27 protein-coding genes, 1 tRNA gene and 2 pseudogenes are annotated in these 25,537 nt (G+C 34.3%); 17 read left to right on the top strand and 13 right to left on the bottom strand.

Annotated features, from left to right (window positions below):
- Position 1: 1 nt before the first annotated feature.
- Entirely contained in the window at positions 2-913 is a 912-nt protein-coding gene (locus P700755_RS05345) for an ABC-three component system protein (protein ID WP_015023712.1), read from the bottom strand.
- A 569-nt stretch (positions 914-1,482) separates the two neighbouring features.
- Between P700755_RS05345 and P700755_RS05340 the strand changes: the two are divergent.
- Positions 1,483-1,797: pseudogene (locus P700755_RS05340) on the top strand (transposase); the annotation flags it as partial.
- A gap of 288 nt (positions 1,798-2,085) precedes the next feature.
- On the opposite strand, the gene P700755_RS05335 reads toward P700755_RS05340, so the two are convergent.
- The 6 genes from P700755_RS05335 to P700755_RS05310 form a co-directional block, all read right to left on the bottom strand.
- Entirely contained in the window at positions 2,086-3,054 is a 969-nt protein-coding gene (locus tag P700755_RS05335) for a peptidoglycan DD-metalloendopeptidase family protein (RefSeq protein ID WP_015023711.1), read from the bottom strand.
- A 10-nt stretch (positions 3,055-3,064) separates the two neighbouring features.
- Entirely contained in the window at positions 3,065-3,706 is a 642-nt protein-coding gene (locus P700755_RS05330; RefSeq protein ID WP_015023710.1) for a hypothetical protein, read from the bottom strand.
- A gap of 1 nt (position 3,707) precedes the next feature.
- Complete coding sequence (locus P700755_RS05325; protein ID WP_015023709.1) at positions 3,708-4,211, bottom strand: RNA polymerase sigma factor; 504 nt, start codon at positions 4,209-4,211, stop codon at positions 3,708-3,710.
- Between the two features lie 33 nt (positions 4,212-4,244).
- Positions 4,245-4,457: a hypothetical protein gene (locus P700755_RS05320; RefSeq protein WP_015023708.1), complete on the bottom strand. Its 213-nt coding sequence runs from the start codon at positions 4,455-4,457 to the stop codon at positions 4,245-4,247.
- A gap of 291 nt (positions 4,458-4,748) precedes the next feature.
- On the bottom strand, positions 4,749-5,345 hold the full coding sequence (locus P700755_RS05315; protein ID WP_015023707.1) for an alpha/beta hydrolase family protein: 597 nt from the start codon (positions 5,343-5,345) through the stop codon (positions 4,749-4,751).
- Positions 5,346-5,802: 457 nt separating this feature from the next.
- Positions 5,803-6,159 carry a hypothetical protein gene (locus P700755_RS05310; RefSeq protein WP_015023706.1) on the bottom strand — a complete coding sequence of 119 codons (357 nt, stop codon included), beginning with the start codon at positions 6,157-6,159 and terminating at the stop codon, positions 5,803-5,805.
- A 427-nt stretch (positions 6,160-6,586) separates the two neighbouring features.
- Here P700755_RS05310 and P700755_RS05305 point away from each other — a divergent pair, with 427 nt between their 5' ends.
- From P700755_RS05305 to P700755_RS05280, 7 genes and pseudogenes are all read left to right on the top strand, one after another.
- Positions 6,587-6,952, top strand: coding sequence for a DUF2141 domain-containing protein (locus P700755_RS05305; RefSeq protein ID WP_157609253.1), 366 nt, complete (start codon positions 6,587-6,589; stop codon positions 6,950-6,952).
- A gap of 50 nt (positions 6,953-7,002) precedes the next feature.
- Positions 7,003-8,352: a histidine kinase gene (locus tag P700755_RS05300; RefSeq protein WP_015023704.1), complete on the top strand. Its 1,350-nt coding sequence runs from the start codon at positions 7,003-7,005 to the stop codon at positions 8,350-8,352.
- 119 nt (positions 8,353-8,471) lie between these two features.
- Positions 8,472-8,786 carry a 2TM domain-containing protein gene (locus P700755_RS05295; protein ID WP_041758631.1) on the top strand — a complete coding sequence of 105 codons (315 nt, stop codon included), beginning with the start codon at positions 8,472-8,474 and terminating at the stop codon, positions 8,784-8,786.
- Between the two features lie 4 nt (positions 8,787-8,790).
- Positions 8,791-9,135 (top strand): 2TM domain-containing protein, encoded by a 345-nt coding sequence (locus P700755_RS05290; RefSeq protein WP_015023702.1) that lies wholly within the window; start codon positions 8,791-8,793, stop codon positions 9,133-9,135.
- Positions 9,136-9,175: 40 nt separating this feature from the next.
- Positions 9,176-10,312, top strand: coding sequence for an amidohydrolase family protein (locus P700755_RS05285; RefSeq protein ID WP_015023701.1), 1,137 nt, complete (start codon positions 9,176-9,178; stop codon positions 10,310-10,312).
- A gap of 35 nt (positions 10,313-10,347) precedes the next feature.
- Positions 10,348-10,567: pseudogene (locus tag P700755_RS19090) on the top strand (DNA-binding response regulator); the annotation flags it as partial.
- Positions 10,568-10,775: 208 nt separating this feature from the next.
- Positions 10,776-10,946, top strand: coding sequence for a hypothetical protein (locus P700755_RS05280; protein ID WP_169314463.1), 171 nt, complete (start codon positions 10,776-10,778; stop codon positions 10,944-10,946).
- 78 nt (positions 10,947-11,024) lie between these two features.
- On the opposite strand, the gene P700755_RS20570 is transcribed toward P700755_RS05280, so the two are convergent.
- From P700755_RS20570 to mce, 3 genes are all read right to left on the bottom strand, one after another.
- Entirely contained in the window at positions 11,025-11,240 is a 216-nt protein-coding gene (locus P700755_RS20570) for a hypothetical protein (RefSeq protein ID WP_051007936.1), read from the bottom strand.
- 495 nt (positions 11,241-11,735) lie between these two features.
- Positions 11,736-11,809 (bottom strand) — tRNA-Ile (locus tag P700755_RS05270).
- Between the two features lie 73 nt (positions 11,810-11,882).
- Positions 11,883-12,287 (bottom strand): methylmalonyl-CoA epimerase, encoded by a 405-nt coding sequence (gene mce, locus P700755_RS05265; RefSeq protein WP_015023700.1) that lies wholly within the window; start codon positions 12,285-12,287, stop codon positions 11,883-11,885.
- Positions 12,288-12,373: 86 nt separating this feature from the next.
- On the opposite strand from mce, the gene rbfA reads away from it, so the two are divergent.
- Entirely contained in the window at positions 12,374-12,766 is a 393-nt protein-coding gene (gene rbfA, locus P700755_RS05260) for a 30S ribosome-binding factor RbfA (protein ID WP_015023699.1), read from the top strand.
- Complete coding sequence (locus P700755_RS05255; protein WP_015023698.1) at positions 12,763-13,959, top strand: ABC transporter permease; 1,197 nt, start codon at positions 12,763-12,765, stop codon at positions 13,957-13,959. The genes rbfA and P700755_RS05255 overlap by 4 nt, the downstream gene beginning before the upstream one ends.
- A gap of 427 nt (positions 13,960-14,386) precedes the next feature.
- Here the strand turns inward: P700755_RS05255 and P700755_RS05250 are convergent, their stop codons facing one another.
- The 3 genes from P700755_RS05250 to P700755_RS05240 are packed head-to-tail and all read right to left on the bottom strand — an operon-like array spanning position 14,387 to position 18,767.
- Positions 14,387-16,210: a M1 family metallopeptidase gene (locus P700755_RS05250; RefSeq protein ID WP_015023697.1), complete on the bottom strand. Its 1,824-nt coding sequence runs from the start codon at positions 16,208-16,210 to the stop codon at positions 14,387-14,389.
- A complete protein-coding gene (locus tag P700755_RS05245) occupies positions 16,210-17,892 on the bottom strand; it encodes a S8 family peptidase (protein WP_015023696.1) in 1,683 nt (560 codons plus the stop codon). Before P700755_RS05245 ends, P700755_RS05250 begins: the two co-directional genes overlap by 1 nt.
- Positions 17,893-17,906: 14 nt before the next feature.
- Complete coding sequence (locus tag P700755_RS05240) at positions 17,907-18,767, bottom strand: MBL fold metallo-hydrolase (protein ID WP_015023695.1); 861 nt, start codon at positions 18,765-18,767, stop codon at positions 17,907-17,909.
- A 97-nt stretch (positions 18,768-18,864) separates the two neighbouring features.
- Here P700755_RS05240 and P700755_RS05235 point away from each other — a divergent pair, with 97 nt between their 5' ends.
- From P700755_RS05235 to sufC, 7 genes are all read left to right on the top strand, one after another.
- The gene (locus P700755_RS05235) at positions 18,865-20,748 is read left to right on the top strand and encodes a cation:proton antiporter (protein ID WP_015023694.1); all 1,884 of its coding nucleotides are present in this window, start codon (positions 18,865-18,867) and stop codon (positions 20,746-20,748) included.
- 18 nt (positions 20,749-20,766) lie between these two features.
- Complete coding sequence (gene dprA / locus P700755_RS05230) at positions 20,767-21,867, top strand: DNA-processing protein DprA (protein WP_015023693.1); 1,101 nt, start codon at positions 20,767-20,769, stop codon at positions 21,865-21,867.
- A 12-nt stretch (positions 21,868-21,879) separates the two neighbouring features.
- A complete protein-coding gene (locus tag P700755_RS05225) occupies positions 21,880-22,359 on the top strand; it encodes a hypothetical protein (RefSeq protein ID WP_015023692.1) in 480 nt (159 codons plus the stop codon).
- A gap of 175 nt (positions 22,360-22,534) precedes the next feature.
- Positions 22,535-22,864, top strand: coding sequence for a HesB/IscA family protein (locus P700755_RS05220; protein ID WP_015023691.1), 330 nt, complete (start codon positions 22,535-22,537; stop codon positions 22,862-22,864).
- A gap of 17 nt (positions 22,865-22,881) precedes the next feature.
- Positions 22,882-24,327 (top strand): Fe-S cluster assembly protein SufB, encoded by a 1,446-nt coding sequence (sufB, locus tag P700755_RS05215; protein WP_015023690.1) that lies wholly within the window; start codon positions 22,882-22,884, stop codon positions 24,325-24,327.
- Positions 24,328-24,341: 14 nt separating this feature from the next.
- Positions 24,342-24,737 (top strand): hypothetical protein, encoded by a 396-nt coding sequence (locus P700755_RS05210; RefSeq protein WP_015023689.1) that lies wholly within the window; start codon positions 24,342-24,344, stop codon positions 24,735-24,737.
- A 9-nt stretch (positions 24,738-24,746) separates the two neighbouring features.
- The gene (sufC, locus tag P700755_RS05205; RefSeq protein WP_015023688.1) at positions 24,747-25,505 is read left to right on the top strand and encodes a Fe-S cluster assembly ATPase SufC; all 759 of its coding nucleotides are present in this window, start codon (positions 24,747-24,749) and stop codon (positions 25,503-25,505) included.
- The last annotated feature ends 32 nt before the right edge of the window (positions 25,506-25,537 follow it).

Genomic DNA, 25,537 nt, shown 5'->3' with positions numbered 1-25,537 from the left:
ATTATTCGTTAATACCAATATCACAATTGTAATACATATAATGAAGAAAAAGGCGAACCAAACTACGATTGCTTTTTAATTCTAGGTTGTTTTCAATTATAAATTTGTATAAATAGTTAAAAATCAAATCGAACTTATCAAATTCATTTCTATGTATGATAATTTCTTCATTTATATCATCAATGGTATTTTCATATTGGTTCAAATACTCTGAATTTATTGGATTCATTAGAAAATCTCTAATTTGATCTAAATAAATAAGATTCTTTTTAATGGCATTGTCAAAATACCCTTTACTTAAATTATTTAATTCATTTTTCTTCTCAATATCCCTTTTTGGGATTTTTGGCAAGTCACCTTTCTTATTATGTATTTTACTAAATGAATTAATTATTTCTTTTAAATCATTTTCATCAAAACTAAGAGGAAGGAGAAGTTTATTAAGATTTAAAGTTTTTGCAATAAACGGGTATTGTTTTAGCCAAAGTTCCATTGTTTCTAATCCAATTAATCTATTCTCTATTTCAGTTTTTTCATCAAAAATATCTTCAATTTTTGTATCTTGTATTCCACTGAGTTTTCTATTTGTAAAAAGTAAATAATTATCTATTTCGCTATTGTCTTTAAGTTTGTTTATGGCAGGTATTACGCTTTTTTTTAAAATTGATTGGAAATCACTATCAGAACAACTTGCATCTGGTCGCTGGGTGTGTTTTGCTTGAATTATGATTTTACCATTCCAAGGTTCAGATTTACTAGGGAAACTATTTGCTTTACCATTGAATCTTGCATCTTTTCCGCCATCCTTTCCAACCGAGAAAACTACAGTTCCTGTTCCTAAAATCTCACTGCATATTAATGCTGTAAGGCTTTCAAATTCAGTATCTGTTAAGTTTTCTAAGGGATATTTCATATTGTTTCCAAAGGTATTAAATTAAACCTTTTGTTATGTTTCTTCTAGTTTTTTTTATGCACCACAACATCAGTATAAACCATACTCAAAACTTTAGTATTGGGTATATATCTATTAATCGTTATTTCATATTGCAAACTAAATTAACACTTTTTTGTATAATATCTAATATTTTTATCGTTTTGTTATTCATCGCTAAAACTTTAGTGTAAATTTCTGTGATTTTGGAGGAATTATGAGCTAAAGCAGCCCCGATATGTCTTAAGCTTGTTTCTCGTTCCACAGGGTAAAGTGTGTGGGATGTTCTAAGGCATAGCGTTGGTGCTTTTAAAATTTTGCGATATACCTTGATCTTTAGTTGCTTTCGTTATTTTTAGTCATAGATTAATTACGCCTTGGTCTCCTAAATTAGTTAAAACAGACTTTAAAAAAAACTTTTTTAATCATTTAACCGTTAAGAACGGATAGCTTAAAGTTATGTCCTCGTTGAGATGTTGTAAAAATAAATGCAAAATTTGCTTAGTAGTCCGTCGAGTAATGATTGCTATAAGATCATTAAAAATAAAACCACACTAACACTCTCCACTAAAGAGTTTATACGGCGTTTCCAACTCCATATTCTTTCCAAAGGCTTTACTCGAATAAGGCATTATAAGTTTTTGAGCAGCAGTTGGAAAAAAGAGAAGTTACCGCTATTACAATTGCAATTAAGAGATAAAAACTTGGCTCACATAATAACCTTTGCCGCTCAAGAGAAATCTCTATATCGCTGTTGTCCGAGTTGTAAAAAAGAGACATTAATCACACTTTTTACCTTTGACAGTCGTGGTCCACCAAAGGATTACAAAAAAATTATAAAGGATAAACTGGAATACAAAAATTAAAAAACAGTTCTAAAAAGAGCCTTGACTTACCAGTGCCCAAACTGAAGGAAAATGATAAAAAACAGCAGATTCTCACACAAAAAAAGCATGATCTCCCTAAAAAGTACCTTATTTAGATAAGCAACTGAATAAAAAGGGATGCAAAGCACTCTAAAAACAACCTTCTCCTCTTGTAAGGTTCCTGCCAACTCATCGAATTCCCCCTTATTTAAAAATACCGGATCAGTCAACAAATCATATAGCTTTGGCCTATCGGCAAGCCATATGCTTAGTTATTGGCAATAGTTTTTATTTGTTTTTTACTTTCTCAAATTTAACAGGTGAATGTTCCTTTATTAATTCGCCATTAACTAAAATTTCTTCAAAATATGCTTTTGCTCCAGTAGCAATATTCATATCTTCTACATTCTGAATATGAAAATGTAAATGTGGCTCTGTAGTATTACCCGAATTTCCACACAAACCTAGCAAATCACCTTGTTGGATTTTTTGTCCTTGTTTCACTTTTATAGAATGTTGTTTAAAATGTGCAAAGAACAAATATTCGTTGTTACTCGTTTTTATAATTACAGTATTACCAGGTACATAATTAGGGTTTGTTACTCCAGGTTTGTTGTCTTTAACACCATCTACAACCAGCACAACTTCGCCGCTTGCAGGAGCAATTAAGTCTTTACCAAAGGCATAATAATCTTCGTTGTTCTTCCCGTCGTTTTTATGGCTTTTTCCAGCTGCATTAGTAATAATCATATCGAATGCATTCTTTTGAGATTTGTAAGCAACATGGTAGTTTTGTTCTTTGGTGTCTCCACCCCAAAAAACCGTCCACTCCTCATTAAAAGGCAAGATTAACTTAGAAATATTCCTTTTAAGTTCGGGTAATTTCTCAGTAACATAGGGTTTTACCATCAAGCCATTAATCTTAGAATTTGCATCAACAGAAATAAACAATGCCACTACAACACGTTCAAAAGTTGTTTTGTAAAGCGCAACATTGGCTTGGTGATATTTCATAAATATTCTTTCTTTTATATTACCAGCCTCAGTGTGTAATCCGTTTAAAAAAGCAAGTGCTTTATCATGTGGCATAAAATCTTTCATCTCTTTAGCGAACATGGTAAAAACACCTTCGTAGTCCTTAGCATTATATTTTTCTTGAAATTCGTTAGCTACGGTTTTTGAAATAGTAGTTTCATTTTGTGCTACCGCGATATTTACCAGTAGAAATGTTAGTATAAATAATATATATATTTTCATTGTAGTTGTATTAATTTGAGTTGTTCAGTTGTTGCTGAATAACCTCGATGTTTTTTAAAATTGGCTGTACGTCTCTTTTAGCAGCTATTTTGTGGACCCAAATAACAAGGAGGTAAAAGATTCCTAGGCCGATTATCGTGCCTGCTTTTGCGTTAACTGTTAGGGGAAGTAGGCTTTCTGCTATTTGATTGGTCCAATTATAATCAGCAGGATTCTGCAATCCGATAATAAATATAAGGTTTGTAATAAACGAAGGACCAGCATACCAATACCCTGCAGAATCTAATAGTTTTTGTTGGTGCTGCATGAGCTGTTTTTTATGAGCTAATTGCTGTTTAAGCGGTAATGATAGATTCTCAGATGTATTCTGTTGATTTGATTTTCTAAATTTATATATCACATATACAAACCACAGAATAGATAAGGAACAAGAAAACTTGGTAATTGGAAACGGAATTTCATACGCAAAAAAGCTAAAAATTAGTATCCCAAATACAGAAGCAGAAATCTCTCTGACATCTCTTTTTCTTATTTTCTTTTGAATGTTTGTCATCTTTGTATCAAACTCTTTTACCAATCGATCAGTCTCTATACTTATTTGAGCTGTTTTCGAAGAATTTTTCCAGATATTTTTTAGTTCTTGTTCTAACATATTAATTGATTTTTGGTGTAATACAGTCAAACAATTTTTTTCGTATTCTCTTCATTTTTACTGCAATATGATTTTCTGATAGTCCTGTTATTTCTGCGATTTCTTTATAAGACAATTCATCTAAATACAATACAATAATGGACGTATCACATTCATTTAAAGTTGCAATACATGCTTTTAAATATTTAAATTTCTCTTCTTCAAAAGGGTCTATAGTTTCTGTAACTGGTGTAAAGTGAATGGCATCATACCGTGCTGTTTTCTCATTGCTTTTGTCTAGCTTCATTTTGGAACGCAAGCACACATTAAGTGCAATTCTATACACCCAAGTATCGATAGAAGATTTGCCTTTGAAATTATTAAGAGATTTCCATATTTGAAAAATGACTTCCTGAAAAAGATCTTGAGGCTCTATTGGAGCGGTAGCATAAATTCTACAAATTCTGTAAATTTTATGCTTGTTCTCTTTAAGTAGTTGCTCAAAAGTATCTTGTGAATTACTCATGTATTTAAAGATATCAAAAATAGTGTTGTTAGTTTAGTCTTTTTTTGATGTGGTCTTTTCCAATTTGTTTTTTGTCGAACTGTATCTTAAAAACTCGATAAAAAATCCACCTAACAAAACAAAGTTAATTTTTTTGTATTCTTCTCCTAAAATAAGGGAAGAAACAATCATCACTGTTGCCCAAACTATGCTATTAATAATTAATGTGTTGCTTAAAAACTGTTTTGCTTTTTTTATGTTTTCCATATTCTCAAAATTTAATGCACACCTGTTTTAATGTGTCTCTATTCTTTTAGTGACAGCCTTTTTAAAAATATGACAGAAAATTGAAATTTTATTTTGGAGAGTATGTTAGATTCAAATTATTGGCAACGTATTTGTGTAAGTTTAGTTGCGTGTTTTAAGTAGTGAAGTTAATAAATAAATCACAGATTGAAAGTCCGCAAGGACTTTCGTAAGTAGGCTAGAAGTAAGCAATTAAATTTACACGGTGTTGTAGTGCGTTTTTATTTTTCCATTTATTATTTCACTTATTTTTTAAGCCTTATCAACTATCATAAAATGCTCTCCTTTGTCAATTAAAATTGTGTTCTCCCCTTTTGGCGGAAGTAATTTGTCTTTTGTTCCACCAATTTTAATCAAATTCGGCAATCGTGATTGATTTTTCCAATTCATTAATTCTCTAATTGCCCATTTTGTAAAATTCAAGTCTGTATCAGCCAAAATTGAATTCAATAATTCCTTCTTTCCAGTTCCGAACATAAAGCGAGCAATTGCTTTTGATGGATTTAATAATTTTTCAGGAATTAATTCAATCAGCTTTGATTTTCCAGCAATTTTTATAATTCCGCTTAATTCAGTTCTTGTTTCTACTGAAGAAATTAAAATCGTAAATTTTGGTTTAGTTAGCTTGCTTATTTCAGTTGCAATTAATCCTCCAAAGCTTACTCCTAAAATTCCGAATTCTTGTTCATTTTCGATACCGTATTCTTTAATTAAACGTTTTGAATATTCAATAATTGACTCTTTTTTCTTTGGTTTTATCCATTCAATTGGAATCAAATCGTGTTCAATAGTTAAGTATTTAAAAACTCTTTTATCAGCACCAAGTCCACTTATTGCAAATATTTTCATTCAGTTTTCGTTCGGTTTTTAATGCACTACAACATCCGTATAAACCCTATTTAAGACTTCATTATAGGGTATATATCTATTTAGGACGTTGTTTTATTTTTATCTAAGCTAACACTTTCATACATAGTATCCAACAGACTTTGTATTCATCGCTAAAACTCTAGTATAAATTTCTGCCGCTTTGGAGCTATTAATACCAAATTATATTTATAATGCCGTATAAATAAATTGAATTATTTTTTGATTGATTGAAATCAAAAATAACTAGCATAGACTTAGTTACGGTAATTATTTTTGATGAAAAGCAGGCGAAAAAGAAACGATTTATTACGTCATTATAGGTCTAATTTGGTATTACTTGTAACCCACGTTATGCACTCATTTAAAAATATCTAACGACTCTTACTTTCATTACACCAGAATCAACATGTTTAGGATTCCAACCTTGGTCTCCATTTTAAAAATCAGTCGCAGTAACGGTATTATCATCATGATCAGTTGAATTCCAATTAAGTATTGAATCTACGTCAAAATTTCCAAGACCATTCAAATGCAAATTTTCATATATCAAGAGCAATTCTCCTTCTAGAGGTAAAGGCCAATTATCAAAGCCTTCTATTACTAATTCTAGACAAGCCTTCGCTGGAACAGTTCCATTACTAATAGAAGAACATTGCTCTGGATTATCATAAAAGGTATTGAATTCATTATGAAATGTTACAATAGCGATTGTGTTTTCAAGTTCAGTTCCTATGTTAATATTACGAGCATCACTAATTGGAGAATTAAAACATCCCCATTCAAATCCTTCCATATCATGTAGGCTAGCTTCGATATATCTCCATCCGCTATCATAATTGCCTAAATCATAAAAAACAAGACCTACTTCGGATCCAACATCTCCAACTTCGGATACACTAGGTGGTGTGGGTTCATTATCTTAATAACAACCATAAGCTGCTATAAATAATATAAAAGCAAAAAAAGATTATTTTTAGTCCTCAATATTCCACTTTATAGCAAAAAGAACATTGCATTCTTTAAACCTAACCTCACGAATTTAGTGTTTTACGACTAAATCCCTTAAAATCACGATTCATCATTAAAATTTTACAATTCAGTAAGACTAGTTTTAAAAATCCTTAGTTGTTTTCAATATTTGTGTCAAATAATAACACAAACCCATGAATGTAATCGTTAAAATTATAGTGATCCTAGTCATTAGCAGTGTAATGACTGAGATGAATGCTCAAGAAAATTATAGCATTAAGGTTATCGCTAAGAATGCAAAAGGTAATGCTGGCAAAATATTTTTAGGACTTTATAATACAGAAGCTGATTTTTTAAAAAAAAGATTTAAAGGCATAAAAAGTGAGATAGAAAATAAGTCGTGTTCAGTCACCTTTGAGAATATACCAGCAGGCATTTACGCGGTTTCCATTTTCCATGACGAAAATGATAATGGTAAAATGGATTCTAATTTTATGGGGATTCCAAAAGAAGATTATGGGTGCTCTAATGATGCCTCTGGTTTTATGGGGCCACCAAAATGGAACGATGCAAAATTTGAGCTTAAAGAAAACAAAGTAATAACAATAACACTATAGTTCTAATTTGGTATAAAGTGGTAAGAAGGTCAATTTTAAGGACATAAAACATGAAGAAATTATTTAAAAATATTATATCAGGAATCCTAGTAGGTATTGTGATAATGCTTGTAGACCAAGTTATAGGCTATTTTTCGGGTGTTAAAATTGCTTTTAATGAAAATTTCTTTCGCTCGTTTTCTTATTACCTGATATATTCCATACCACTAACTTTAGTCAACTCATATTTCTTTGGTTATCTCAATGATCAAGTTGTCTGGGAGCGCTACAGAAAATATCAAATAGCCATTGGTTTCTTTGGTTCGGTTACCCTAACTTTAATCTCCATATTCTTTATTAGGGCTTTTATTAGAATTGCAATTGAAGGTCAAACATGGTATGAGTTTGTTAATGATGAAAAACTTGAGTTTTATTTTAGTTCGCTGCTTATTACATTGGTTATTTCACTATTCTTTCATGCGGTTTATTATTATAAAGAATTACAAAAAACTAAAGTAAAAGAGCAAAAGGTCATTGCAGTTACGGCGAGCGCAAAGTTTGATGCTTTAAAGAATCAATTAGATCCTCATTTTTTGTTTAATAGCTTAAATGTATTAACGAGTTTAATTGAAGAAAATCCTAGCAATGCTCAAAAGTTTACGACATCACTATCTAAGGTTTATCGCTATGTTTTAGAACAGAAAAGTAAAGAATTAGTAACTGTAGATGAAGAGCTAAATTTTGCGAGAACCTATATGTCACTTTTAAAAATGCGATTTGAGGATAGTATTATTTTCGAAATTCCGGATAAAGCTTCAAATCCAGAAAGTAAAGTTGTGCCATTAGCATTGCAGTTGCTGTTAGAGAACGCAGTAAAGCACAATATGGTGACATCGAGCAAACCCTTGCATATAAAAATATACGAAGATGGAGATCACTTGGTGGTGATGAATAATCTGCAGCTCAAACAAATAGTAAAGAAGAGTGGTGGCGTTGGTTTAGAAAATATTAAACAGCGTTATCAATTGCTTTCAGAACGAAAAGTACACATCAATCAAAGAGACAAGGATTTTGCAGTAGCGATTCCTATGCTCACAAAACAGGTATCAATTATGAGAACAACACAAAAATCAAAAGCGCGTCTTAACGACGATTATGTGAGAGCACGCAAGCGTGTAGAAGAATTAAAAGACTTCTATTATAGTTTAATGTCCTATTGTATTGTGATACCCTTTTTAATATTTATTTGGTATCGATTTTCACAGAACACCATACAATGGTTTTGGTTTCCCACGGCAGGTTGGGGATTGAATCTGGCTTTTCAGGCCTATCGCGTTTTTGTAGATAAAGGGACTTTTGGTATCAACTGGGAGCAGCGTAAAATTGAAGAATATATGCAAAAAGACGATAAAAGTAACTGATGGAAATAATTTAACCCTACCCAATAGAGATGAGAATTCTCAAGGTAAATAGTAAAACACTGATGATATAAAATATTTAGTATTTTGTGTTTATATCAATAATTTTAATGACTAGTAAAATGAAAACAGAAGCATCAAATTTAAAATATATAAAGGCTAAAAACAGAGTTGAAAAGTTGAAAGAATTTTACAATCATTTAGCCATTTATATGATAGTTAATACCATTATTACGGGATTTAAACTGTCTAATAACTTAGACAGTTGGGCGAGCTTTAAAAATGATCTTTTCAGTATAGATGTATTAAGTGTCTGGACGATATGGGGGTTGGTGTTATTAATACACTTTATATCTCTGACATATGGACAAGGGTGGGAAGAGCGCAAAATTGAGGAATTAATGAATAAAGAATTATCAAAAAACAATAAAAATTAAAATCATGGAAAAATTTAATAAAGATCCGCATAGTAAAGATGAAGAGATTTCAGACTTTAGAAAAGAAGAGGCTTATTTAAGAGCGAAAAAAAAGGTAGATAAGCTTATTGGATTCTACTGGCATTTCGCGGTGTATGTTGTGGTCAACCTGTTTTTAATTCTACTTATTGGTTTTAATTCTAGTGAAGGATTTGCAAGTTTTGGACCTTATTCAACAGCGACGTTTTGGGGCATTGGGTTGGCTTTTCATTTTATTGGAGTTTTTGGACCAGATTTCTTTTTTGGTAACAACTGGGAAAAACGAAAACTTGAAGAATATATGAATAAGGAACGCAAGAATTGGGAATAAAAAAGTTGTAGACACAGTTAACATTAATTCATAGGAAGTCATGTTTAAAATTAAATTAACCTTAGTGCTAATACTCATTGCCTTTATGGGCTATGGTCAAAACAGTTTTATAATAGAAAACGTCAAAGTCTTTGATGGTGAAGTTATCTTTGAATCGACGTCTGTTAAAGTTGAAAATGGAGTTATTATTGAAATTGCGGATGTCATTAAAGCTTTTGGTGAAACTATAATTATTGACGGAAAAGAAAAAACCTTAATGCCAGCCTTATCTAATGCACATGTCCATGCTTGGCAACCAGAATTATTAAATGAAGCTGCAAAAGCAGGGGTTTTAAATGTTATGGATATGCATGGCATGGAAACCTATCAATCTGCTATGCGACAGCTAAAAGATTCCACCAATTTTGCCCGTTTCTATGTCGCTGGTTATGCCGCCACAGCACCAGGTGGTCATGGCACACAATATGGATTTCCGGTCCCAACATTAATGGGGCCAAAGGATGCTAAAAACTTTGTTGAAGATAGAGTTAAAGCCAATGCAGATTATATTAAAATTATTGTAACCCCTTCGACAGCAACCTTACATTTAGAAACGGTAGCAGAATTAATTAAGGAAGCACATAATGCTGAAAAAATAGCGGTAGTCCATGTCAGTCGTTTAGAAGATGCTAAAGATGTTATTTCTAATGATGCAGATGGTTTAGTTCATATTTGGAGGGATAAAATATTAGAAAATAGTGAATTAGAGAGGCTTTTAGAATCAAAAACTTTTTTTGTTATTCCTACCTTGTTAACTACTCTTAAAGCTTTTGAAGTCATAGGAGCTGGTGCAGACAAATATTTGAATAAAGAAGAATTACTTCAAGAAGTCAAAAAACTGTACGAAGCAGGTATACCCATTCTTGCGGGTACAGACCCCCCTAATTTGGGTATTAATCATGGAACAGATTTATACAAAGAATTAGAGCTTTTAAGGGAATCAGGTATGCCCATAATTGAAGTTTTAAAAGCTGGGACAAGTAATATTACCACAGCCTTTGGATTAGAAAATACGGGATTTATTAAAGTGGGTTATACAGCAGATTTAATTCTGATAGATGGTGATCTCACAGAAGATATAAAAAATATCGGCAATATTAATACCGTTTGGAAAAAAGGAAAGCAAGTAAAGCTATGAGTATAATAGGAGACTAGAAACTATCGGCGAAACGATTGCAAGGCTTACTAAAAAACTCTAGATTTTGAAGCTGAAACGATCTTGCATTCAGTTGTAGAATCTATCGAATGGTTTCAGAATAATGAGCATTTAGATTTGATATTTTTAGATATTCAATGGAGTGATGGGCTGTCGTTCGAAACCTTTGAAGTTTTAGATATTAATTCCGTAATAATTTTCACAACCGCCTATGATGAATATGCGTTTAAGACTCTTTAACTCAATAGATTTGATTTTTTAAGGAAGCTATGTGTTACAATTTGTATCGAAGTCCAGAGATAATTACGTCTAACTTTAAAATTTAAAAAAATAATAAAAAGAAAAATAAGTGTAAAGGCTAGAAATAGAACTTAAAGAGAATATTTTAAACAAAACGTCAAAAAAAATCAGTGTAAAAATGAGATTATATCGAAATCATTGGATTATGCAACGATCTCATACTGTAATATTGAGTGATGATCAAACTTCTGTTCGTCAAAAAATAAAGACTAAAGACTTTAATATGGGTATAGAAGATAGTTGTTCTGAGAGCACTCTATTTTCAGAACAAACTGGCAGAAAGAAAGCAATGATCACTTTAAAAAAGGAAATATAATTTGAATTGCATAAACATCAAATCAATAGATTAGACAGACACCTTCGTGACCTAATTAATATCCTTTTCGATTATTTTCTAGGCTAATTCTGACTTTGGGTAAGGATAAAGCTTAATCTCAATTGCTTTAAATTCTGTTTTTCTACTCTTTGAAATATAGTCTATAATTTCATTTTGAAAAGCACTGCTATTCTGAGTTGATTCTATAACCTGTTTCTCGACAGTTTTATAAAAGCCAGCATGTTTTCCAGTTTTAATACAAGTAAGACTTGTGATTAATCTAATATGATTCATCAGAACTTAAATTAAGCTAGGCTTAGCTAACTTTAATGTGCAAGAAGCAAGCATTAGGTATTTTGATCATCTACCGTGCTTAAAGGCTTTAAATTGCTTTATGAATTTAAAACATCTTCTTTTACTTGATAAGCATTAATGAAAAGATGTGAAACTTCATTTTGATAACTTAAATAGTTTTTAGAAATTAGTAAGGCTAAATTTTCAATTAAATAAAGCTTTATATGTCAAATTTTTAAAAAAATAGGGCCGAAATGCTGTACATTCATATAATTAAGTCTTTTAATCGTACAAAAATCGTACATTTTTTTAAAAATAAAAACCCCTTAATTATTGATTTACAATAGATTAAGGGGTTTGAGAGTGGTCTCAACTTGGGTTCCCTTCAATCCCGATGTTTATCGGGACTCAGGATATCCCGATACTTCGGGGCTCGTCCAAGATTTGCTTCGCTTTGCTCCACAAAAAAACCCCTATTGCTAGGGGTTTAAAAAGTGGTCCCACTTGGACTCGAACCAAGGGCCACCTGATTATGAGTCAGGTGCTCTAACCAGCTGAGCTATGGGACCAAGGCTGATTATTATTCAGGAGTGCAAAAATAAGTATAAGTTTACTATCAACCAAAGTAATTCTTGACTTTAATTAACCTTGATCTTCACAAAGTTCTATAAGCACGCCATGGTTGCCTTTGGGGTGTAAAAACACAATAGATTTATTGTCTGCACCACGTTTAGGCGACTCACTTAAGAGCTGAAAACCTTCTTTCTGTAATCTGCTCATTTCAGAGGCGAGGTCATCTACAAAAAAGGCTATGTGGTGAATACCTTCCCTTTGCTTGCTGAGGTATTTGCCAATAGGGCTATCGTCTCGTGTGGCTCCCAGTAGCTCGATTTTACTTTCTCCACATTCAAAAAAGACAGTTTTCACACCTTCCCGTTCTACGGTTTCCATTTTGTAAGGAGAGGCTTTAAATAAGGTTTCATAGGTTTTTGTGGCCGCCTCTAGGTCGTTAACAGCGATGCCAATATGTTCTATTTTTTTGATCATAAGAGGTGATTTTTTTAAATTTAAATGCGCTAAAGTTTACATCATTCACAAAACTAGCATTTATATAATTATTCTACCTTTGCAACATGGAATCAAATAGACAAAAGAAAATTGCGGGAATACTTCAAAAAGATTTAGCTGAAGTGATTCAACTTGAGCTGAAAACGGCTGGCACTCAAAACTTAATCATCTCGGTGACCAAGGTGAGGGTGACTCCAGATTTACTGCAAGCCAAAGCGCATCTAAGCATTTTTCCTTCTGAAAAATCTGAGCAAATTGTGGAAGAAATCCGAACGATGAAGTCCAAAATAAAGCATCAGGTCGCTACGCGAACCAGAAACCAGTTGCGACGTATGCCAGAACTAGAATTTTTCAATGATGATTCTATAGAATACATCAATGATTTAGAACAAGCTTTTAAAGGAAAAAATGACCCTATTAAGAATCCTGACTTACTGAATAAGCGTAAGAAAAATTGAATATTTCTTTTTACATCGCTAAGCGCTACTTCTTTTCCAAGAGTTCCAATACGGCTATAAATGTCATCACTTGGATTGCTTCTATAGGGGTCATCGCTGGTGCTTTAGCTTTGTTTGTTGTCTTATCTGCCTTTTCTGGACTTAAGGAATTCAGCTTATCTTTTACCAATAAATTCGATCCAGACCTAAAGGTGTTTTCCAAAGTAGGAAAGACCTTTATGTTAGAGTCTAGTCAACTGTCCGCGTTATCGAATAATCCAGATATCGTTCGCTATTCTGAAGTGATTGAAGAACGCGTTCTACTGAGTTTCAAATCTAAAAACACGCCAGGTTTCATCAAGGGTGTTGACACTACTTTTAAAACTATAAACGCTATAAAGTCGAGTATCTTTTTGGGTCAGTGGATAGAAAATGATGCTTACCAAGTGGTATTAGGTAACGATCTGTCTAGAAAACTTTCTGTAGGGGTGAGAGATTATTCAGGTCTTTTAAAGTTCTACGTTCCCAAACCAGGGAAGGGACAAATTCTAGATGTAAAAGAGGCTTTTAGAACTGCCAATGCTACGGTAACAGGAATTTACTCTATCAATGAAGAGTTGGATAAAAAATATGCCTTTACAGATATAAATTTTGCCAGACAATTGCTACAGTTGAAACAAAACGAAGTGACTTCTCTGGAACTGCAAATTGCCGAGTCAGCCGATATGGCTTCAGTAAAAAAAGAAGTGAAGGATATTTTTGATAGTCAAGTGCTCGTAAAAGACAGGATCCAGCTGAATGATAGTCTTTACAAAATGTTGAATACAGAAAATCTGGCAGTTTATCTTGTTTTTACCTTAGTGATTATCATAGCCCTTTTTAATGTGATAGGATCTATCATCATGGCCGTGCTAGAAAAGCGGCAAAACTCTAAAACTCTTTTGAATTTAGGCTTAACCGAGATCGAGATACAACGAATCTTCTTCTTTCAAGGTAGCTTAATGAGTATCGCAGGGGGCATCATTGGTCTTTTTCTCGCGATTATAGTGGTGTTGTCCCAACTTCAGTTTCAATGGATTATGATTACTCCGAGTTTAGCTTATCCCGTAAGACTGGAAGTCGTAAATATTTTTATTGTGTTCTTTACTATAACAAGCCTTGGCTTATTAGCCTCCTATATTTCCTCTCAAACGGTGAAGCGCTCCCTAAAGTAATTTAATACCAAATTAGACCTATAATGACGCAATAAATCGTTTTACCGATATGAATTCGGCACAGGCTTTTTTAATCTGCTTTTCATCAAAAATAATTACCGTAGCTAAGGCTATGCTAGATATTTTTGATTTCAATCAATCAAATACTAATTCAATTTATTTATACGACAGTATAAATTTAAATTGGTATTACAACTTTATGTAAGCTGTCTTTGTCCAAACTTCAGAAGAGGGTAGACTCTTCCTTAAAGTTTTTCAATAAAAAAAGCGGTCTCAAAACTTATTTTTTGTCACCTTACCCCGACGCTTCTGGGGGTTCTGGGTCTATAATTTATTTGAATCTAAATAATTTAAGATTCTGAAATAAATTCAGAATGACAATTTTGAAGTTTTGAGACAGCTTCCTGAAATTCAGTTATGACATTATTTATTCCTCCAAAACCTTAACGTTGTCTTCCCTGTTAACATCTGCCATTAAACCACTTGGGTCAATTTCAATTTTCTCAATTTCGAATTGAGCTGTAGGAATTTTCAAGGTATAGGTTGGATAAGCCCAAGCCCAATCTTCCTCAATATTAGTAGCGTCTGGCTTTGTCCATCTCATAATTCTTAAAGGGATATAATACAGCTCTGATGTTCCTCCTTTAAAGTCAACTTTTACTTCAATGGGCATTGGTGTAAGAGCAACTCGTTCAAGAGTTACTAGAGTGGTGTTAGGTTCAACGCTCACGCCTTTTATTGCATAATCTATTGTATTGGTTGTTCTTGTCCAGTCGTTGAGGTACCAACTTAACTCAGCTCCACTTACTTTTTCAGCAATGCGGATAAAGTCATTTGGCGTTGGGTGCTTAAACTTCCACTCATCGAAATAGCGATTTAGGGTGTTATCTAAATTCTCTTGTCCAATTAAATAGCCTAGCTGAGCTAAAAATACAGCACCCTTTGAGTAGGCAGTTACGCCATAGGCTCTGTTGTATTCATAACGATCTGCATGGGTGGTTTGTGGTTGTTCAAAACCAGAATTGGCTAGACTTGTATAGCCTTTATAAGTTCTTGTAAATACATTATCTCTATTTTGATCCATCACCTCATTCATTGCTAAAGCAGAAATATAGGAGGTAAAACCTTCGTCCATCCATTCATGTTGAGCTTCATCTGTTGCTAAAATATGCTGAAACCAAGAATGAGCCATTTCATGTGCAGTGACTCCTACTAAGCTACCAAATTCTCTTTCTCCAGTAATAAGTGTACACATCGCATATTCCATGCCTCCATCACCTCCTTGTATAACAGAGTATTGATCGTAGGGATATGGGCCAATGTGTTCATTGAAGAAATCCAATATATCTGAAGTTTTGGATTGTAAATTCTTCCAATTTTCAATAATTTCCTCATTGTCTTTGTATAAAAAGTGAAGAGTAGTGCCATCGCTTCCAGTGATTTTATCATGGATATAGTCTTTGTCTGCAGCCCACGTAAAGTCATGTACATTTGACGCATTAAAATGCCAAGTTAGTTTTTTCCCCTTCCGTCTTACTTTTTCTCCATCATCTTCATATCCATAACCAACTTCGTTGGGGTTTTGGATATATCCAGAACCTCCCAAAATGAAATCTTTATCTATAGAGATCTTAACATCAAAGTTTCCCCAAACCCCATGAAATTCTCTACCGATATAAGGGTCTGCATGCCAGCCTTCAAAATCATATTCTGCCATTTTAGGATACCATTGCGTCATAGAAAGTTCAACACCTTCAGCATTATTTCTTCCAGATCTACGAATTTGAATAGGGACTTGACCTTCAAAATCCATTTTGAAAGTACTTGACTCTTTAGGTAAAATAGGTTCATTGAGCTCAACTTCAAGGACAGTTCCCACTAATTTAAAGTTTAGTTTTTCCCCATCTTGTCGAAGAGTTTTTGCTCTCATAAATCCAATTTCCTCATCGCTAAGTTTAGAAATACGATCTCCAACTCTAGAGTCTGGATCTTCGATCGTTCTAGACCTCACATCCATTTCACTACCTGGTTGAAAAGCATTAAAATACATATGGTAAAAAACCCGTTTTAATGTGTCTGGAGAATTATTGGTGTATTCCAGAACTTGTGATCCATCGTACTGGTAATCTTTGGCGTCAAAATCGATTTCCATTTCATAATCCACATGCTGCTGCCAATACCCTGTAGAGTTTTGGGCAAAAAGAATTGAAAATGAAAAGATAAATGCAATCGTTAAGAAAGTTTTTGTCATTATTTTTTAGTTTTAGAAGCCAATATTAAAGCATTATACATATTTACCATTTTTCCAGATACTGAAATTTCATCAAAGGGTAGCGTGTTTTCTGAATCTCCTCCAAGAACCACCTCTTGGTCTGTACTTAGTCCAGAATCCATAAGAATTTGTTTGACTTGAGCAGCAGAGAGTTTAGGGTAAATAGAGCGGACCATTGCTGCCACACCAGCTACGTTTGGAGAAGCCATAGAGGTTCCTTGTAGGAATTCATAGGTGTTTAGTGGAGTGGTTGCATATATAGAAGATCCCGGCGCAAAAACGTCCACACTGTTATCTCCGTAGTTTGAAAATCCTGAAATTAAATTCCCTCCATATTCTGAAGTTATAGAACCCACGTTGATAAAGTTATCCACAAAATTGATTGGATTTTCTGGAGTTTCATCATTAGGATATACTCGTGTTTCATCTAGATCAATGCCTTCGTTTCCTGCAGCATTTACGATTAATACATCATTTTCTGCTGCATACGCTATAGCTTCCATAACCCATTCTGGATGCGTTGAAAAGTATTTTCCAAAGGACGTGTTAATGACTTTAGCACCGTTATCGACTGCATAGCGAATACCCATAGCGATGTCTTTATCGTATTCATCTCCATCTGGAACCGCTCTTATTGGCATAATTAAGACGTTTCCTGCAACGCCTTTTACACCTTTGTCATTTAGTCTATTGGCTGCTATAATTCCGGCCACATGAGTACCGTGCTTGGCATCTTTCTTATCTTCATTGGGACCACTCACTTGGTTATTTCCATAAAAGCGGGTTGAAAAATCGTCTGGATCGTCGCCTAGTATTTCGGCTCTAGCATTCAATTCCAAATTGAAATGGTATTTGGTTCTATTGCCAAAATACTCCATAGCTTGTGCAAGTTGGTCTTCTATGTCACCTAGATCTTCACCAATATTATTCATAACATTAAGGAGTAGCATTTTTTGGTTGAGACTGATATCATCTTTAGGTTCGTAAGCCGTTAGATTCTCTATGCCAAGCTTATCAACATCAAGTTCAATTTTTAAACTCTCCTCAGCTTCTTGAAGCTGATTGTTCATAGTGACATACCGATTCAAACTGGCATTTGTACTAGTTAGCTCTTTGTCATATTCAGCTTTTGCAGACTTGTATAATTTAAATGCTTCTAAGTTATCTTCAGAAACATCACTTTCAGATTTACCTTCAAATTTATCTTGGTAATCTCTTACTATTCGCGTGTATTCAAGATTTTCTTCAACAACGTCACCAAGGAAATTCCAGCCGTGGATATCATCGACAAAACCATTTTTGTCATCGTCTATTCCGTTCTCAGGAATTTCATCAATATTAGTCCAGATCACGCCTTCAAAATCTTCATGTTCAATATCAATACCACTATCAAGAACAGCAACAATGACGCTTTCTCCTTTGTAGTCTTTAATGATTTCTTGGTAAGCTCTATCCACGCTCATTCCTGGGATGGTATCTTTCAAAAGATCTTTGCTTCCCCAAACTTCAAGTTCATCATCTGTAAGTTCTGATGTTTTAGCCTTTGCGTTCTGTAAGTTGGGGATGGGTTCTGAAGTGATCTTTGGTCCACTGGCACAACCTATTAGAAATCCTGAAAATAAAAGGCCCCAAGCGCCTATCTTAACTGTTTTTGTCGTCATGTTTTAAAATTAAATTAATTAGTAAAGAGTTCATTGAAACTGAAAGTAGAGTCAAGTCGTATTCCTTTTTCAGTGTCTTTTAAGTTGATGATTTCGTTGTGAGCATCATGCTCAAGAAAGAGGTGATAATTGTTTTGAGTCGCCTCTTCTAGAAATATCTTTTTTTCCTGAAGTGTCTTTAAGGGTCTGGTGTCGAAACCCATGACATAAGGGAGAGGAATATGGCCTGCTGTAGGAAGTAAATCTGCCGCAAAAACCAATTTTTTCCCTTTATAGTCTATGATTGGAATCATCTGTTTATCGGTATGGCCGTCTACAAAGAGGACTTCAAATCCCAATTCCTCGTAAAAATGCCTTTTTTGAGTGCGTTCCAAAAAATGTAAGTGACCGCTCTCCTGCATTGGTAAAAGATTTTCCTTTAGAAAGGAAGCATTTTCGCGATCGTTGGGGGTTATAGCCCAGTCCCAGTGCTCTTGGTTGGTCCAGAATTTTGCATTCTTAAAAGCAGGTTCGTAACCTGTTTTGTCATTATTCCATTGAATGCTACCTCCACAGTGATCAAAGTGAAGGTGAGTCATAAATACATCTGTGATATCATCTCTATGGAATCCATGTTTTTTTAGTGACTTATCCAAAGTGTGGTCTCCCCATTTATAGTAATAACTAAAGAATTTATCACTTTGCTTGTTCCCCAAACCTGTGTCGATTAGAATAAGTTGTTTACCATTTTCAATCAATAAACTGGTTGCAGCAATGTCTATCATGTTATTAGAATCAGCTGGATTAGTTCGTTGCCAAAGCGATTTTGGCACAACACCAAACATGGCACCGCCGTCTAGTTTAAAGTTTCCAGTTTCTACAGGATATAAGGTCATAAGCTCTATTTTAGCAGCAAAGTACTAAAAGAGTCTTAACTTTGGAATCCGAGTCTTCTAGATTGTGCTATTTTTAACTACTCAAATCTAATATTTTATGATAGAACTAGCGAGTATAATTATATTAGGAATTTTGGCGCAATGGTTCGCTTGGCGTTTCAAAATCCCAGCAATTTTACCATTAATTCTTATAGGCCTCATTGTAGGTCCTATTGCTTCTTTATATACCGAGGACGGATCCAAGCTTATAGAACCTATATGGAATGGGGAGACCGGCTTGTTTCCTGGGGAAAGTTTGTTTTATTTTGTTTCACTTGCTATAGGTATTATTCTTTTCGAAGGTGGTCTGACTTTAAGACGAGGTGAGATTTTGAATGTCGGTCCCGTTATCGTTAAGCTAATTACCGTTGCTGTGGTGATTACCTTTGTAGGAGCAGGAATGGCAGCTCATTGGATACTGGGATTAAGCTGGCAAATTTCCCTTCTATTTTCTGGGCTTATCATTGTCACCGGGCCTACGGTAATCACTCCAATTTTAAGGAATATCCCTCTCAAAAAAGATGTTTCAACCATATTGAAGTGGGAGGGGATATTAATAGATCCTATTGGAGCTTTGGTTGCTGTATTGGTATTTGAGTTTATAACCGCTGGAGGAGGCGAGGCCCTTACAACTACTGTGCTCGTAGACTTTGGTCAAATTGTTCTTTTTGGGTTTACCTTTGGGTTTACCTTCGCCAAAGCTTTGGCTTTTGCAATAAAGTCCAAGATTATTCCTCATTACTTATTAAACGTGGTCACTTTGGCTACCGTTTTAGGAGTTTTTGTAATGGCAGATCACTTTGCACACGAAAGTGGCTTATTGGCAGTGGTGGTCATGGGAATTATTATGGGGAATACCAATTTACCCAACCTAAAAGAACTTCTTTATTTTAAGGAATCCCTTAGTATTCTTTTGATCTCAATTCTATTTATTCTTCTTGCTGCCAATATTAATTTTGAAAACCTGATGTTGGTTTTCAATTGGAATACCTTAATCCTTTTTGCGGTTGTTGTATTTGTGGTTAGGCCTTTGGGCGTGTTTTTGAGCAGTTATAAATCCACTCTGGAAACTCGCGAAAAGTTATTCATTAGTTGGGTTGGTCCTCGAGGGATAGTAGCGGCAGGTGTAGCTTCTCTTTTTGGATTGAAGTTGGTAGACCAAGGCATTCCTAATGCAGAATTAATAACTCCCTTGGTATTTATGATTGTTCTAGGCACCGTGCTTCTTAACGCGACTACAGCAAGACCCTTTGCGAAACTGGTGGGCGTGTTTCTTAAGGATTCTCAAGGAATACTGATTGTAGGGTCATCATCATTTTCAAGAATAGTGGCTAAATATTTAAAGGATAATGACAGGCACGTTGTTATTGTTGATAATAACAAAAGCAATATAGATAAAGCTAAAGCGATGGGGCTAGATGCTATCAATGCCAATATCTATTCCGATGATTTAATCGATAATATCGAGTTGAGTGATGTAGGGTACTTAATGGCCTTAACGGGTAATACGGCTGTTAATAAAAAGGCTATTGAAAACTTTGCAAAACAATTTGGAGAACAAGGAACCTTCCGTGTCATATCCTCAGAAGAAATGGAAGATCCGGAGAACAATCCAGACGATGGATTATTTTCTCAAACCGACGACTACATAAAACTCGTTAACCTAACCAGAAATTATCCTGAGATCCATGAAATAGAATTAAATTCCAGCGAACATTTTCGAGGCTTAATCGAGTTGAGTAAAGTGGAGTCTGAAATAATTCCTCTGTTTATCAAAAATCCAGAAGGGAAACTGGATATAATACCAAACGATTCAAAATCTATTGAAGTAGAACCAGAATCTAAATTGGTGTATCTAGGAAAATCTTTTGAAAAAGAACCTTCTAAAAAAATAGTAGAAGAGCCCTCTATCAAAGAAGTCAAGCCGGCAGACAATAATTAAGGTTTAATAAGCTTAAAGATGCAAGAACAGGAACTTCTTTATTTACTGATGTTGCATAAAATGCAGGGGATTGGTCATATCAATGCGAAAAAACTTCTTCAGTATTTTGGCAGTGCAACAGCCTTATTTCAAGCCAGTGCAAACGACTTAAAAGAAGTAGATGGGATTGGAAGTAAGAGAATAAAGACACTAAGAGATTCTGCTATAATGAAAGGGGCAGAACAGGAGCTCAACTTCATACAGAGCAATACTATAAAGCTTAGTTATTTCAAGGACGAAGACTATCCATCGCGGTTAAAACAATGCATAGATAGTCCTATACTTTTATTTTCTAGAGGTAACATCAATCTTAAGAACAAGCCTATTTTGAGTATAGTAGGTACACGTCAAGTGACGACTCATGGTATTGCTTTTTGTGAACAATTGATAGAAGATTTGGCTCCACTCAAACCAGTAATAGTTTCTGGATTGGCCTATGGAATAGATATTGTAGCACATAGAGCAGCTATCAAGTATAATCTTCAAACCATAGCATGTTTGGCACATGGATTGAATCAAATCTACCCAAAAGTACATCAAAAATACGTGTCTTCTATAGAAAATAATGGTGGTTTTTTTACAGACTTCTGCAGCGACGATACCTTCGATCGCAAGAATTTCCTGAGTAGAAACCGGATTATTGCAGGACTTAGTGAAGCTACTATTGTTATTGAAAGTGCTGAAAAGGGAGGCTCTCTTGTGACGGCAGATATAGCGCATTCCTACGATCGAGAAGTTTTTGCAGTTCCAGGCCGTCCTCAAGACAGATTCAGCAAAGGGTGTAACATGCTCATCAAGCAGCAAAAAGCACAGATGATTACCTCTGCTGCAGATTTGGTTTATAATCTCAATTGGGACATAGAAACTAAAAAAAAGAATACCCAAACCCAGTTATTTGTATACCTTAATGACGATGAAAAATTTGTACTACAAAAACTTACAGAAACTGGTAAAGCAGAAATTGATGCGTTATCTTTGATTTGCGGTTTACCAACCCATAAACTGTCTTCAATTCTTCTTAATTTAGAATTGGGAGGTTTTGTAAGGCCATTGCCTGGTAAACAATTTGAAATCATTTAAAAATTTAATAGTATGAAATTTATTTTAAAATCTATTTTGATAGGTATGGTATTTATCTCTTTTTCCTGTCAGAAAGAGGAGGAGTCTGCAGAAGCTAAAGCATTTGATGCGCAAATGAAGCAAACTATCCAAATTCATGATGATGTGATGCCTCAAATGAGTAAGATTAACAATCTAATCACTGAGCTTGAAAGTGAAAAAGAAGAACTAGAAAGCTTAGAAGAAGTGAATACTCAGCTGGTAGGCGAGCACGCCGCAGCCATTGCAGATTTACAAAAGGCCCATGATATTATGATGGCTTGGATGAAAAGCTTTAGCTCTTCTTTTTCAAGAACGGAGATTAATACTGGGTTACAGGCCAAAGACAAAGATAGCATAAAGGCGAAGGTGGAATTATTGGAGATGCAATACAATTCAGCTGAAGAAATGAAAGCTGCTATTAATTTCTCAATTGAAAATGCTCAAAAGGTTTTAGCTAAACAAAGCTTATAATTATCTTAAAACAAGAAGCCAGCGTGAGCAGGTTTCTCGGTTTAAAAAAAAGTCCCAAACTCCTTTAAAAATGAGAAAAATTGAATTAAATATTGCAAATAATTTCGTAAATAACATGTAGAAATAGTTCATTAATTATATATTTGTATCTAATTTAGAATTAATCCACTTAAATATGATTAAAGTTAGCGAAGAAGCGAAGGTAAAAATAACTAATCTTATGGGTGAAGTAGGCTATAATGTCAAAAACCACTTTGTAAGAGTTGGTGTAAAAAGCGGCGGATGCTCTGGGTTATCTTACGATCTAAATTTTGATCAAGACCAGAACGACGAAGATAAACTTTTTGAAGATAATGATGTAAGAATTATTATTAACAAAAGTAGTTTTTTATATTTAATAGGGACCACCTTAGAATATTCTGGTGGGTTGAATGGAAAAGGATTTGTTTTTAATAATCCTAACGCAGAAAGGACATGCGGCTGTGGTGAAAGTTTTTCACTTTAACTTAAAAGAGAACGATAATGGCATATACAGAACAAGAACTGGAGAAGGAACTTCAGAATAAAGAATATGAGTATGGATTTTATACAGAAATGGAATCCGATACGTTTCCTCCAGGTTTAAATGAAGATGTAGTTATAGGTATTTCCAAAAAGAAAGAAGAACCAGATTGGATGACACAATGGAGATTGGATGCTTACAGGCATTGGTTAACTATGAAGGAGCCAGACTGGGCTAATATTGGTTATGAAAAGCCAGATTACCAAGCTATATCCTATTATTCTGCACCTGGCACTAAGCCTAAATATGATAGTTTGGATGAGGTAGATCCTGAAATGTTGGAAACCTTCAAAAAATTAGGAATATCTATAGATGAGCAAAAGAAATTAGCTGGTGTTGCTATGGATGTAGTGATTGATTCCATATCTGTGACGACTACTTTTAAAAAGACATTAGCTGAAAAAGGCATTATTTTCTGTTCTATTTCAGAAGCTATTCAGGAATACCCAGAGCTTATAAAGAAGTACATGGGTTCAGTAGTTCCTACTTCAGATAATTATTTTGCTGCTTTGAATTCCGCAGTATTTGGTGATGGGTCATTTTGTTATATTCCAAAAGGGGTGAGATGTCCAATGGAATTATCAACCTACTTTAGAATTAACCAAGCAAATACTGGCCAGTTTGAAAGAACTTTGGTGATTGCAGAAGATTCTAGTTATGTTAGTTACCTAGAGGGTTGTACAGCTCCTATGCGTGATGAAAATCAATTGCATGCGGCTGTTGTAGAGTTGGTAGCTTTAGATAATGCTGAAATCAAATACTCAACAGTTCAAAACTGGTACCCTGGAAATAAAGAGGGTATAGGTGGAGTCTTTAATTTTGTCACCAAAAGAGGAATTTGCGAGAAAAATGCTAAAATAAGTTGGACTCAAGTGGAAACTGGCTCAGCTATAACCTGGAAGTACCCAAGTTGTATTTTAAAAGGTGATAACTCCATTGGAGAATTTTATTCCATTGCAGTGACCAACAATTATCAGCAAGCAGATACTGGTACCAAAATGATTCATATTGGTAAAAACACCAAGAGCACAATTATTTCAAAAGGTATTTCTGCAGGAAATTCTCAAAATAGTTATAGAGGCTTAGTTCAAATTAATAAAGGAGCAGTTAATGCGAGAAATTTCTCTCAATGTGACTCCTTATTGATGGGAAACAGATGTGGAGCTCATACGTTCCCATACATTGAAGCTAAAAATAAAACGGCACAAGTAGAGCACGAAGCTACGACCACTAAAATTGGTGAAGATCAAATCTTTTACTGTAATCAAAGAGGAATTGATACTGAAAAAGCGATTGCACTTATTGTAAATGGTTACAGCAAGGATGTCCTTAATAAGTTGCCAATGGAATTTGCAGTGGAAGCTCAAAAATTACTTGAAATATCGCTAGAAGGTTCAGTAGGATAATCATAAATAAATCAATGAAGATATTTTTACTATCCATTTTAGTTTGTCTATTTACTTTAGGGTCTTGTAAAACCGAGTCTAAAGATTCAAAAGTAGATGAAGAAATCTTAAAGGCAGAATTGCAAGGTTCGCTAAAAACGATGACAGGCGAATTTATTTATGCGGATTCTGCCGCGGTTTTTCAAACTAAAAACGCAATTTACGGTGTGGTCATTAATGAGATTGCGGAAGAACTCATCGCAAATGTTCGCGATATGAATCCAGATCCGTATGCGTCCTTTGAGGTGACTTTAAAAGTAAAAATAGAAAACAATACACAAGAGGATGCTTGGCCTAAAGTGGTTAAGATCCAAAATATTATAAAAGTAGAACAGTCTAAAGATGAACAAAGTCTTAGACTAAGTAAATAATAAGCAGTTATGTTAAAGATAAAAAACCTACACGCAAGTGTAGACGGTGTAAAGATTTTAAAAGGTATTGATCTAGAGATTAACGCTGGAGAAGTCCATGCTATAATGGGTCCTAACGGATCTGGTAAAAGTACACTTGCCTCAGTTATTGCAGGTAATGAAGATTTTGAAGTTACAGAAGGAGATATCCTCTTTGAAAAAGCAAATATATCTGAACTTTCTCCTGAAGAAAGAGCGCACAAAGGGATTTTCTTATCTTTTCAATATCCAATTGAAATCCCAGGAGTTTCTGTGACCAATTTTATCAAAACCTCTATCAATCAGGTCAGAAAGTCTAGAGGGCAAAAAGATATGCCAGCTAATGAAATGCTGAAAAAGATTAGAGAAAAATCTGCCTTGTTAGACATGGACAGAAAATTTTTATCTAGATCCCTAAATGAAGGTTTCTCTGGTGGCGAGAAAAAAAGAAATGAAATTTTCCAAATGGCTATGCTAGAACCAAAATTGGCTATTCTTGATGAAACAGATTCTGGTTTAGACATAGATGCTCTTAGAATTGTCTCTGACGGTGTAAATCGCTTAAGAAATAAAGGCAATGCAACATTGGTGATTACACACTACCAAAGATTATTAGACTATGTCGTACCAGATGTTGTACACGTTTTGGTAGATGGTAAAATAGTAAAAACAGGCGGTAAAGAACTGGCTAAAGAGTTGGAAGAAAGAGGTTATGATTGGCTTAAGGAAGAACGAGCAGAAATGACTTAGTAAGTAAGCTTTTACCCTAACCCAAAAGATTT

This window comes from Psychroflexus torquis ATCC 700755 (assembly GCF_000153485.2).
Classification (GTDB): Bacteria; Bacteroidota; Bacteroidia; order Flavobacteriales; family Flavobacteriaceae; genus Psychroflexus; species Psychroflexus torquis.
The sequence above is the reverse complement of the archived record's forward strand: the minus strand, read 5'-3'. Positions and strand labels throughout refer to the sequence as shown.